This window comes from Sporomusa sp. (assembly GCF_035561255.1).
Lineage (GTDB): Bacteria > Bacillota > Negativicutes > Sporomusales > Sporomusaceae > Sporomusa.
Map to the genome: position 1 here is coordinate 1 of NZ_DATMXX010000238.1, position 11,293 is coordinate 11,293.

13 protein-coding genes are annotated in these 11,293 nt (G+C 46.1%); all 13 read left to right on the forward strand.

Going from position 1 to position 11,293, the window contains the following annotated elements:
* The first annotated feature begins 717 nt into the window (after positions 1-717).
* Positions 718-951 (forward strand): hypothetical protein, encoded by a 234-nt coding sequence (locus VN379_RS13400; protein WP_325534621.1) that lies wholly within the window; start codon positions 718-720, stop codon positions 949-951.
* Positions 952-1,022: 71 nt separating this feature from the next.
* Entirely contained in the window at positions 1,023-1,349 is a 327-nt protein-coding gene (locus VN379_RS13405; protein WP_325534623.1) for a P-II family nitrogen regulator, read from the forward strand.
* Between the two features lie 13 nt (positions 1,350-1,362).
* Complete coding sequence (locus VN379_RS13410) at positions 1,363-1,770, forward strand: P-II family nitrogen regulator (RefSeq protein ID WP_325534624.1); 408 nt, start codon at positions 1,363-1,365, stop codon at positions 1,768-1,770.
* A 68-nt stretch (positions 1,771-1,838) separates the two neighbouring features.
* Entirely contained in the window at positions 1,839-2,666 is an 828-nt protein-coding gene (gene nifH, locus VN379_RS13415) for a nitrogenase iron protein (RefSeq protein ID WP_325534626.1), read from the forward strand.
* A gap of 31 nt (positions 2,667-2,697) precedes the next feature.
* On the forward strand, positions 2,698-4,266 hold the full coding sequence (anfD, locus tag VN379_RS13420; RefSeq protein WP_325534628.1) for a nitrogenase iron-iron protein, alpha chain: 1,569 nt from the start codon (positions 2,698-2,700) through the stop codon (positions 4,264-4,266).
* A gap of 17 nt (positions 4,267-4,283) precedes the next feature.
* Positions 4,284-4,634 (forward strand): Fe-only nitrogenase subunit delta, encoded by a 351-nt coding sequence (anfG, locus tag VN379_RS13425; protein WP_325534630.1) that lies wholly within the window; start codon positions 4,284-4,286, stop codon positions 4,632-4,634.
* A gap of 72 nt (positions 4,635-4,706) precedes the next feature.
* A complete protein-coding gene (gene anfK, locus VN379_RS13430; RefSeq protein ID WP_325534632.1) occupies positions 4,707-6,095 on the forward strand; it encodes a Fe-only nitrogenase subunit beta in 1,389 nt (462 codons plus the stop codon).
* An 84-nt stretch (positions 6,096-6,179) separates the two neighbouring features.
* A complete protein-coding gene (locus tag VN379_RS13435) occupies positions 6,180-6,617 on the forward strand; it encodes a hypothetical protein (RefSeq protein WP_325534634.1) in 438 nt (145 codons plus the stop codon).
* Positions 6,618-6,670: 53 nt separating this feature from the next.
* On the forward strand, positions 6,671-7,201 hold the full coding sequence (locus tag VN379_RS13440; RefSeq protein WP_325534636.1) for a pyridoxamine 5'-phosphate oxidase family protein: 531 nt from the start codon (positions 6,671-6,673) through the stop codon (positions 7,199-7,201).
* 17 nt (positions 7,202-7,218) lie between these two features.
* On the forward strand, positions 7,219-8,481 hold the full coding sequence (gene nifB, locus VN379_RS13445) for a nitrogenase cofactor biosynthesis protein NifB (RefSeq protein ID WP_325534638.1): 1,263 nt from the start codon (positions 7,219-7,221) through the stop codon (positions 8,479-8,481).
* A 47-nt stretch (positions 8,482-8,528) separates the two neighbouring features.
* On the forward strand, positions 8,529-9,584 hold the full coding sequence (locus VN379_RS13450) for a homocitrate synthase/isopropylmalate synthase family protein (RefSeq protein ID WP_325534640.1): 1,056 nt from the start codon (positions 8,529-8,531) through the stop codon (positions 9,582-9,584).
* Positions 9,581-10,390: a homocitrate synthase gene (locus VN379_RS13455; protein ID WP_325534642.1), complete on the forward strand. Its 810-nt coding sequence runs from the start codon at positions 9,581-9,583 to the stop codon at positions 10,388-10,390. The genes VN379_RS13450 and VN379_RS13455 overlap by 4 nt, the downstream gene beginning before the upstream one ends.
* 114 nt (positions 10,391-10,504) lie before the next feature.
* Positions 10,505-11,218, forward strand: coding sequence for a type 1 glutamine amidotransferase (locus VN379_RS13460; protein ID WP_325534643.1), 714 nt, complete (start codon positions 10,505-10,507; stop codon positions 11,216-11,218).
* Positions 11,219-11,293 lie beyond the last annotated feature (75 nt).

The following is an 11,293-nucleotide window of genomic DNA, read 5'->3' on the forward strand; positions in this document are numbered from 1 at the left end:
CATATACACCGTCCCTGTGTCTTTTTAAGGATACTTTTATAAAAATAATCTCGTTAATTTAAGTTTTTCTCAAAGAAACACAACTGAACCAAAACTAACAAAAACTAACTAGAGCTATATGGGTGATGATGTTTTAGATGGTTCTAATTTGGTTATGTAGTGAAAAATGATATTTATTTAAGAAAATGTTATTGACTATAGTTTCGTTTTGTTGTATCGTATGTATAAATAGTAATTCAGGTACAACGGGGTATCAATTAGCCGTCTTAACGTGCGGTTAGTTGATTTTTTTTTTATTCTAATCAGTTCTAAACCGATCAAACAAAAAGCCTGATAGATACCACGAATATCTATCAGGCTCAGAAGAAAAGGACCGCTATTTCCAGTGACACTAGGTTTATTTCGTTTACCCATTTTTAGTTATAAAATAAGCAACACCTAACAGACTTATCACCACAGTCAATTTACAAAGCAATGCTGCTTTATACAAATTGGTTGTGTTGAAAAGTTTGGCAGATGCCGATTTTTTAAGGAGGTGATTCTATCGAATTATTGGTCATTCCAGGTTAAAGCTTCATGGGTACCACGAATACCCATGAAGCAACAGGCAAATCTTTTATTCCCAGTGACACCAGGTTTATTTAATTTACCCATTTTATTATAGCAAGTTAGTTTTCTTTTTTCAAGAAGAAAAATAATAGGGAGGAAACCGATATCATGAAAAAGGAGGCATCGCAAGCAGGCAGCAAATATGTCACTGACGGCAGCGGTTTGGTCGAACAAGGCCTAATTACAGCCAGAATTCTGCTTTCAGACGCATTAGCTAAAGAAAAAGCAAAGGATAATCGAGTTAACATTGTTTGTAAAGCCGATCTAATTTCTTTGTCACACCGAGAAGAAACCAGGAAATCGGTAGCCTTGATTGACCGCTTACTCCGTCATACCGGTTAGCTAAAGCGCAGCTTAAAATAAAAGTGATGAAAAACCCAGTGTTGATAACAAAAATAAAGGGGTAGATAGCTATGATACTGGTTAGAGCCATTGTTAGACCGGAGAAAAAAGATGAACTTCTTTCAGAACTATCGGCTGCTGGTTTTCATGCCGCCACTGTGGTCGATGTTGTCGGCCGTGGTAAGCAGATGGGAATAAAGGTCGGCGATGTCGTATATGACGAAATCCCTAAAAGCCTGATTATGATGGCAATTCCAGCCGTAGGCAAAGATGAGATTGTGTCAATTATCATCAAATATGCCAAGAGCAGTGGTGAGGGATCGTTTGGTGACGGTAAAATCTTTATCAGCCCGCTTGATGAAGCCTATACTGTTTCTACCGGTGCCACCGGGCTGTAAGGAGGGGACGACGATGAAAGAGATTATTGCTGTCATCAGGATGAACAAAGTCAGTGCCACCAAAAAAGCCCTGGTCGAGGTTGGGGTAGCCGGCTTTACCGCCATCAAAGTAATGGGGCGCGGCAGGCTTGTTGAGGATCTTTCAATTATTGCCGAGCGGCGGAAAACCCTGCTGGCTTTGTCTAAAGAGGACGATCCCAAGACTGAAAAGATGGTTGTGCAATTTTTGGATGGTACCCGGTTATTTCCCCGCCGGTTGTTCACAATTTTAGCCCATGATGAAGACGTGGCTAAAATTGTTGATACAATTATCCAAGTAAACCGGACTGATAACAAGGTCGGGGACGGTAAGATTTTTGTCCTGCCGGTTATCGATGCCATTCGGGTCAGAACCGGTGAAACCGGCGATTCGGCAGTGTAATCAGCAGGGGGCTGCTTTATAGACAGCAAGTGAATTTTAAAATTGTACATTACAAGGAGCGTGCAGAAATGACAAGAAAAATTGCGATATATGGTAAAGGTGGAATCGGTAAATCCACTACTCAGCAAAACACTGCCGGGGCAATGGCCCATTTCTATGATAAAAAAGTATTCATCCATGGCTGTGACCCTAAGGCAGATTCAACCCGGCTTATTCTGGGCGGGATGAATCAGAAGACATTAATGGATATGCTGCGTGATGAGGGTGAAGAAAAAATTACCGTTGAGAAAGTGGTAAAAGACGGCTACAAAGGGATTCGCTGCGTTGAGTCCGGTGGTCCTGAACCAGGTGTAGGCTGCGCAGGCCGGGGGGTAATTACCGCTATTGATCTTATGGAGAAAAACGGTGCTTATACACCTGACTTAGATTTTGTATTCTTTGATGTACTTGGTGACGTTGTTTGCGGTGGTTTTGCCATGCCGATCCGTGATGGTAAAGCGCAGGAGGTATATATTGTTGCTTCCGGCGAGATGATGGCCATCTATGCCGCCAACAACATTTGTAAAGGTCTTGTTAAATATGCCAAGCAAAGCGGCGTCCGTCTCGGCGGGGTCATTTGCAATAGCCGTAAAGTTGACCGCGAAAGAGAATTCCTGGAAGAGTTTACTGCTGCTATCGGCACCCAGATGATTCACTTTGTACCTCGTGATAATATTGTGCAAAAAGCCGAATTTAACAAGAAAACAGTTGTTGAGTATGACGCTGACTGCAACCAGGCACATGAATATGGCGAACTGGCTAAAAAGATTATCGAAAATAAGAATTTTGTTATCCCTAAACCGCTCAGTATGGATGAACTAGAGGCGATGGTTGTCAAATACGGCATTGCTGATTAATAAATTTAAAAAGTAAAGGAGGAACAAATCCATGCCATATCATGAGTTTGAATGCAGCAAATGTATCCCGGAGAGAAAAAAACACGCTGTGATAAAAGGACCGGGCGAGGATTTGACATCGGCCCTTCCTCTCGGCTACCTTAACACCATCCCGGGGTCGATCTCAGAACGCGGCTGCGCTTATTGCGGTGCCAAACATGTTATTGGTACGCCGATGAAGGATGTCATCCATATGAGCCATGGCCCTGTCGGCTGCACCTACGATACCTGGCAGACAAAGCGTTATATCAGTGATAATGATAATTTTCAGCTTAAACATACCTATGCGACCGATATGAAGGAAAAACATATTATTTTCGGGGCTGAAAAAATCCTTAAACAAAATATTATTGAAGCCTTCAAGGCTTTCCCTGATATTAAACGGATGACCCTCTACCAAACCTGCGCTTCGGCTTTGATCGGCGATGATATCAATGCGATTGCCCAGGAAGTCATGGATGAAATGCCGGAAGTAGATATATTTGTTTGTAATGCACCCGGCTTTGGGGGACCCAGCCAGTCAGGGGGACATCATAAAATTAATATTGCCTGGCTTAATCAAAAGGTTGGCAATATTGAACCCAAATTTACCAGCGACTATGTTATTAATTATGTAGGTGAGTATAACATTCAGGGTGACCAGGAGGTTATGCAGAGCTACTTTAAACGGATGGGGATTCAGGTTTTATCCACCTTTACCGGTAATGGCTCTTATGACGACCTGCGCGCGATGCACCGGGCAGATCTTAATGTCCTGGAATGTGCCCGTTCAGCCGAGTATATCTGCAATGAACTGCGGGTTCGCTACGGGACGCCCCGGCTCGATATCGATGGGTTTGGCTTTGAGCCGCTGTCAGCGTCCCTCCGGAAGGTTGGTTTATTCTTTGGTATTGAAGACCGGGCTCAGGCCATTATTGATGAAGACACTGCCAAGTGGAAGCCGGAGCTTGACTGGTACAAAGAACGTCTGCAAGGCAAGAAGGTTTGTCTCTGGCCGGGTGGTTCCAAGCTCTGGCACTGGGCGCACGTTATTCATGAAGAGATGGGAGTTGAGGTCGTCTCGGTGTATACCAAATTCGGACATCAGGGTGATATGGAAAAAGGTATCGCCCGGTGTGAAGAAGGAGCGCTCGCCATTGACGATCCCAATGAATTGGAAGGCCTGGAAGCCATGGAGACATTAAAGCCTGACATCATCTTTACCGGCAAGCGGCCAGGTGAGGTTGCCAAGAAGATCCGGGTTCCTTATCTTAATGCTCATGCCTACCATAACGGTCCCTGGAAGGGCTACGAAGGATGGGTCAGATTTGCCCGTGATATTTACAATGCACTCTACTCCCCGATTCTTAAGCTTGCTTTCGTGGATATTAGTAAGGATGAAATACCTACCGACAAAGGTTTTGTTACCCAGAAAATGCTCTCAGATGCAAATTTGAGCGAAGAAGTAACCTCTTCGACTACCCTCCGGGAGTACACCGGTAAATATGACATCGTCTCAGAATTGCGGACAAAAACCTATCCGGTATTTCCACCAGCCGCTAAAAAACTATCGGCAGTATAATGGAGGCGATGACAGCTATGGAGAGTGTGTCGAAAGAACGGATTGAAGAACTGGTAGATTATATCATGAAGAAATGCCTCTGGCAGTTTCACTCCCGGGCCTGGGACCGGGAGAAACAAAATGAGGGAATTCTGACCAAAACGAAGCAGTTGTTGTGTGGCGAGGAAGTTGACCTTAGCACACCAAATGACAAGGTCTTTTGGGTAGATGCCGTGTGTCTGGCAGATGCTTTCAAAAGCCGGTGCCCCTGGCTTGAGGCGATGGATAAGGATGAGATTAAGCTGCTTATGCAGGGGCTGAAAGACCGGATGGATTACTTAACCATCACCGGGTCGCTGAATGAGGAACTTAAGGATGCCCATTATTAAAAAATAAGGGCAGAGGCTGTGTGCCATTACGGCGGACGCAGAACAAAACAAACAGGAAAAGGAGTAATTACTATGTTTTGTGAAGTAAAATCCAAAGAGCGTGCCGGCGTTATCGACCCAATATTTACCTGCCAGCCTTGTGGCGCGCAGTATGCCAGCATAGGGATCAAGGACTGCATTGGGATTGTTCATGGCGGGCAGGGCTGCGTTATGTTTGTCCGCCTCCTGTTCTCGCAGCATTTTAAAGAGAGTTTTGAGATTGCATCTTCCTCCCTGCATGAGGACGGGGCGGTATTCGGTGCCACCCACCGGGTCGAAGAAGCGGTTGATGTACTGTTAATGCGGTATCCTCATGTTAAGGTAATACCAATCATCACTACCTGCTCAACAGAGGTTATTGGTGATGATGTTGATGGTGTGGTACTGAAGCTGAATAACGGATTGTTAAAAGAAAAATACGCTGACCGGGAAGTTCATCTGATTCCTATTCACACCCCCAGCTTTAAAGGCAGTCAGGTAACCGGGTATGATGTTGCCCTGCTGGACTTTGTCAGCCATTTTGCGAAAAAAAGCGAACCTAACGGCAAAATCAACCTGATCACCGGCTGGGTTAATCCCGGGGATGTGACAGCGCTTAAACACCTGTTGGCAGAAATGCAGATAGATGCTACCGTCCTGTTTGAAATCGAGAATTTTGATGCTCCCCTGATGCCTGAAGGCAATATAGTTGCTCATGGCGATACGACGATTGCCGACCTGACCGATACTGCCAACGCGGTGGGAACGATTGCCCTGAACCGGTATGAAGGTGCCAAGGCTGCCCGGTATCTTGAAAAAGAATTTGATGTCCCGGCCGTTATTGGACCGACACCTATCGGTATCCGCAACACTGATACCTTTTTGCAGAACCTGAAAAACATGACAGGCATGCCAATCCCTGAGTCGCTGGTCTGGGAACGGGGCATTGCCATTGATGCACTAACTGACCTGACACACATGTTTTTTGCCGACAAGAAAGTTGCGATCTATGGACACCCTGACCTTGTTATCGGTCTGGCTGAGTTCTGCCTCGACCTGGAAATGAAGCCGGTATTGCTGTTGCTTGGTGACGACAATACAACCTATCCGGAGGATCCGCGGATCAAAGCACTGCAGGCAAACGTCGATTTCAAAATGGAAATCATTATGAATGCCGATCTGTGGGAGCTGGAAAACCGGATCAAAAATGAGGGACTGGAGCTTGACTTGATTCTTGGTCATTCTAAAGGGCGGTTTGTGTCCATTGACAATAATATCCCGATGGTACGCGTAGGGTTCCCTACTTACGACCGGGCAGGATTATACCGTCATCCGGTTGTTGGCTATGCGGGCGCGACCTGGCTTGCCGAGCAGATGGCAAACACCCTCTTTACTGATATGGAGTACAAGAAAAACAAGGAATGGGTTCTTAATGTCTGGTAAGGTTTAACGGGAATTGATTAGATTCTGCCAGTTCCTGACACAGATCAGGTTCTGGCAGAATCAATAGTAAAAGAGGATAGAACAATGATTGATATGAATAAAATCGATATCGAGGCGTTTGAAGCGGATTATCGCGGGGCTAAGATGTATCATCACCGGGCCGAACAGTTCGTCGAGGAAGGGCAGAGTTCCAGTGTGGTATTTAATGTAGCTTCGGTTGCCCTCGAAAACTATCTTATTGCTTTATGTGATTTGTACGGCGAAGAGCCGGGAAATCACAATTATACCTGTCTTATGGATACTGTTGAAACTGTTATTGACGTTCCTGAGGTATTGAATAAGGAAATAAGATCACTGGATTTGATATTTGGTATCTGTTCTCTTGAAAATTATTATCATGGAATTCCCGAAGAATCTGATTCGGATCGCGTTCTGACAATGTGTAATGAGGTTAGGCAGCTATTTGATCAGACCAGGATTGCCGCAGTTAGAGAGGCTTTTAAGAACAATAACCAAGTCTAGTCAGCCGGTTTTTCTCAACCCCATGGATCTTATTAGCTAAAGGGAGTGATAGGGTGGAACAAATAAAATACACACAACGAATCTGCGCCGATAAAGAAAAGATTAACCGCTTTTTGACCGAGAAAAGGGTAGGGACATTGAGTATGTGTGAGACTGCAGAGCGGCCTTATGCCCTGCCGGTCAATTATGTTTATTGGAACAGTAAGATATATATCCATGGTATGGGCAGCGGCAAGAAAAACGTCGTCCTCGCTGCCAGTCCGTCTGTCTGTTTTACCGTGTTTGAGGAATTCGGCACTGTGGCCGATCCTGTACCGGCTAAATGTGATACTGCCTACCTGAGTGTTGTTATTTTTGGTAAGGCGGTACTTGTTCAGGATGTAGAAGAAAAAACGCAAGTGCTGGCGCAGTTTCTGGAAAAGTTTATGCCGCAGTTTTTTAAAACCCCGCTTTCGACGCAATTTGTGGATAAATACCGTTCATCCTTTGATAACAATGCTGTTGCCGTTTACGCTATTGATCCCGAGGATCTTACTGCCAAAGAAAACCCAATTGATCCGGAGCATATGTTTCAGGCTTTATGAAAAGGGGATGATTAGCCATGGAAAAACAAGAATTAGCAGAAATTACGGCTAAACACCCCTGCTATTCTTTTAATGCCCATCATAAATTTGCCAGGATGCATCTGCCGGTGGCGCCGATTTGCAACATTAGCTGTAACTACTGTAACCGCAAGTATGACTGTGTCAATGAAAGCCGTCCTGGTGTGACAAGTGAGATACTAACCCCGGCGCAGAGTCTGGAAAAGTTTATCAGGGTAAAAGCCGAGATTCCCCATTTGAGCGTTGTTGGGATTGCCGGTCCTGGTGATGCCTTAGCCAATTGGGAGGCTGTAACAGGCAGTATCAGGTTAATCAAAGCCAAATCGCCTGAAACAATCTTCTGCCTGTCTACCAATGGCCTGATGCTTCCCCACTATGGGCAGGATATTATTGACCTGGGGATTAAGCATGTAACTGTAACTGTAAACTGTCTGGAGCCTGCCATCGGGGCCAGAATCTACCGCCATATTCATTATCTGGGTAAGTATTATGCAGGAGAAAATGCTGCTGAACTATTGATCGGCAACCAGCTAAAAGGGATTAAGCTATTGGCTGATCATGGCATTCTGGTCAAAGTTAATATTGTTATGATCAAAGGCATTAATGACGAACATATCCCGGCAGTAGTAAAAAAAGTAAAGAGCCTGGGGGCACTAATGACCAATATTATGCCGCTCATCCCGGCGCCAGGCAGTGTATTTCAGGGGTTTTCCCAGACCAGCATGAAAGAAGTAAATGCTATGCGTGATCTGTGTCAAACCGACCTTACGCAAATGCGCCACTGTCAGCAATGCCGGGCTGATGCCATTGGACTTTTGACAGAGGATCAATCCCATAAATTCCGCAGCCCCAAACCTGAGTCTGGAAAAAAATGCAACCTTCCGGCCAGAGTGTATAAGATAGCTGTAACCTCCAAGCATAAGCAGCTGGTTGATTTGCATTATGGTCATGCTGAAGAGTTTCATATCTACGAAACAGATGGCGTGAATACCCGTTTTATCGAGACCAGGCCTACCCAAAAGTATTGTATGGGTGTGGTAAACTGTGATGAGACAGAAGCAAAAAAGGATACCCTGATTGAGGGGATTGCCGATTGTGATGTTGTACTCACTATGCGGATTGGTTATGAGGCGCAAAAGCGTTTACTGGGTCATGGTATCCCGGTAGTCGAGTCGTGTGCAAGTATTGAAGAGGGTTTGCAACAGGCTTTTCATCAATTGCGCCATGCAGAGCAGCCGGGGGCTGTGTGTAGTAACGGGTAGTGAAGGGGCCTGTCAGGGGAAAATATAAATGAAAGAGGTTGTGTGTAATGAAAAAAGATGTTATATTCATTGACCAAACACTGGGGTATGGGCTAGCGAACCAAGGCTTGGGCACCTCTGAATTTATTTATATACAGCGGAAAATTGCAGCAATGGCGCAGGTTATGTTTGATGTAAGCCTGCAATCGTTAGTGACTGTGTTAGGCTGTGGCACGGTGGATGTAAAAGATATTCGCGCCGGTATTGAGCCTGATGCCCGGCAGGTTGCCCAGGCGCACCAATTAGGCTGCGATAAGGTCAAAGTGAGTCTAAACGATAAAGCTTTCAGCAGCTTGGCGGCACCTGTGGCAGAAGCACTCCGGCAGGCACAGACCCGGGGGATGGCGGTATCGCTTCAGCTCACCGGCAGTTGCCAGTATTCCTCGGCCAAGATTCTGCAGTTGTGCTGGCTGATCAGTAAATATGAGATTAGCAGTGTTGCCTTTGTGGATGAACATAGTGATCATGATCCGCTGTTTACTTATGGGGCTTTATTGAATCTGCAACAGCAATTACCCTGTCCTATCGAGTATTGTGGCAAAAATGGCAGCGGCTTAGCTACAGCCAATGCCCTGGGGGCCATAAAAAGCGGCGTAACCTTTGTTGCTGTTTCCATTGGCGGGGTTGCCGGCTACCCGGCGTTTGAAGAAGTGCTGATGGGCGCGCGGTTTTTGCTGAAACTGCCGTTGGCCGTACCTGCGAATATAGCGGCTTGTTGTGAAGAAATACTTAGCTATGTCGGCCAATGTGTGCAACCGACAAAACCGATTATCGGGTCTGATATCTTCGCTCATGAATCAGGGATTCACGTTGATGGCGTGAACAAGAAAAGTGACTTATATGAGTTTTTTACGCCTGAGACAGTAGGATTATCACGTAAAATTGTTATCGGTAAACACTCGGGTAAAGCGGCCATTGAACTAAAACTAAAAGAAATGAATATTCTCATTCAACCCACAATGGTGCTAACAGTACTGGAAAAAGTCCGCAGCCTGGCAATCAGGCAAAAAGCCCCTGTTTCCGATCTGCAACTGCAAAAACTGGTGCATGAGGCTGCTTCATGAAGATCAGGATTGTTGATACAACATTGCGCGATGGTGAGCAAGCGGCCGGGCTTGTGTTCTCCCAGGCCGAGAAACTGGCAATTGCCAGGGCGCTTGACCAGGTCGGGGTATTTGCCATTGAAGCAGGAACCCCGGCTATGGGCGTAGAAGAACAAGGTGCATTGCAAGCCATCGTCGAAGCAGGCCTGTCAGCGAGGGTTATTGCCTGGAACCGGGCTGTCAGGCAAGACATTCTGACATCGGTACAGTGCGGTTTTTCCTTTATCCATATCTCGGTGCCGGTATCCGAGCTGCACCTTACCTATAAATTAAAAACAACCAGGGAAGCCATTTTGCAGCAACTGGCTGATTCGGTTGCCTACGCCCGCAGCTTTGGCTGCACCATATCGGTGGGAACAGAGGATACATCACGGGCTGACGAAGCCTTCTTCTTACAGGTGGCTGAAACTGCAGCCCGGACAGGCGCGGAATATATCCGTTATTCCGATACCGTCGGCTGCCTGGAGCCGCTGCAGACCTATGAAATTATGCAAAGACTTGTGAGGAAATCGGCCCTGCCGCTGGAGATTCATGTTCATAATGACTTCGGGCTGGCTACTGCCAATACGTTAGCTGCTATTCAGGCCGGAGTGCTGATGGCAAGTGTCACGGTGTGCGGGATTGGCGAGCGGGCCGGCAATGCAGCGTTGGAGCAGATTGCCGGGGTGTTGACAGAACTCTATGGACACGAGACCGGCATCAACAGGAAATTGTTGCCTGACCTAACCAGACTGGTAGCGCAGGCATGTCAGAAAAATAATCACTAGTCATACAATGATGTGTCAACTAAGCGGCTAACAGGTGCGCATAAGGGTTGGCTTTTTTATTTATTTATGCGAAAATGAACAGAAGAAAACGATGGTGAAAGGACAGAAGATAAGATGAGACTTCATTATTTACAACATGTCCCCTTTGAAAACCCTGGCAGTATCCTGCAATGGGCCAGGGAAAACGGGCATGTGCTGACAAACACGCAGCTATATCAGCATGATTCGCTGCCGGCGCAGGCTGATTTCGACTGGCTTGTGATCATGGGCGGGCCGATGAATATCTATGAAGAGGCGATCTATCCCTGGCTTGCTGCGGAAAAAACGTTCATCCGGGCGGCAATTGACGCCGGTAAAGTAGTTATCGGCCTCTGTCTTGGCGGTCAATTAATTGCCGATGTGATTGGCGGCAAGGTGACCCGGAACCCATATAAGGAAATTGGCTGGTTCCCGGTCAGCCTGACTGAAGCAGCACGGTTATCACCTTTATTCTCATTTTTCCCTCCACAGCCGGTGGTTTTTCAGTGGCATGGGGATACCTTCAGTGTTCTGCCGGCAGAGGCGGTCTGTATAGCTGCAAGCGATGCCTGCAAGCATCAGGCTTTTGTCTATAAAAACAGAGTATTTGGCTTCCAGTATCATCTGGAAAACACGCCGTCGATCATTGCCGGCCTTATAGAAAACTGCCGGGCGGAAATGATTGCCGACAAGTATGTGCAGACGCCGGAAGAACTGTTGGCCCATCCGGAATATATCGAAAAAAGCAATAAATGGATGGAGTTGTTTCTTACACAATTGGAAAAGATGGATCGGGAGGGTTTGCTTTAGAAATTATCGGGTTTTTATGTTTAAACTAACATTAACTCTGGAGATTTCAAAAAACAACCTTTAGCCTTCTGTTAT

What these genes read in the sequence shown, in the direction of transcription:
- anfD (WP_325534628.1), top strand. Translation starts at nt 2,698, where the DNA reads ATGCCATATCATGAGTTTGAATGCAGCAAATGTATCCCGGAGAGAAAA.
- VN379_RS13450 (WP_325534640.1), top strand. Translation starts at nt 8,529, where the DNA reads ATGAAAAAAGATGTTATATTCATTGACCAAACACTGGGGTATGGGCTA.
- VN379_RS13410 (WP_325534624.1), top strand. Translation starts at nt 1,363, where the DNA reads ATGAAAGAGATTATTGCTGTCATCAGGATGAACAAAGTCAGTGCCACC.
- VN379_RS13435 (WP_325534634.1), top strand. Translation starts at nt 6,180, where the DNA reads ATGATTGATATGAATAAAATCGATATCGAGGCGTTTGAAGCGGATTAT.
- nifH (WP_325534626.1), top strand. Translation starts at nt 1,839, where the DNA reads ATGACAAGAAAAATTGCGATATATGGTAAAGGTGGAATCGGTAAATCC.
- nifB (WP_325534638.1), top strand. Translation starts at nt 7,219, where the DNA reads ATGGAAAAACAAGAATTAGCAGAAATTACGGCTAAACACCCCTGCTAT.
- anfK (WP_325534632.1), top strand. Translation starts at nt 4,707, where the DNA reads ATGTTTTGTGAAGTAAAATCCAAAGAGCGTGCCGGCGTTATCGACCCA.
- anfG (WP_325534630.1), top strand. Translation starts at nt 4,284, where the DNA reads ATGGAGAGTGTGTCGAAAGAACGGATTGAAGAACTGGTAGATTATATC.
- VN379_RS13405 (WP_325534623.1), top strand. Translation starts at nt 1,023, where the DNA reads ATGATACTGGTTAGAGCCATTGTTAGACCGGAGAAAAAAGATGAACTT.
- VN379_RS13455 (WP_325534642.1), top strand. Translation starts at nt 9,581, where the DNA reads ATGAAGATCAGGATTGTTGATACAACATTGCGCGATGGTGAGCAAGCG.
- VN379_RS13400 (WP_325534621.1), top strand. Translation starts at nt 718, where the DNA reads ATGAAAAAGGAGGCATCGCAAGCAGGCAGCAAATATGTCACTGACGGC.
- VN379_RS13460 (WP_325534643.1), top strand. Translation starts at nt 10,505, where the DNA reads ATGAGACTTCATTATTTACAACATGTCCCCTTTGAAAACCCTGGCAGT.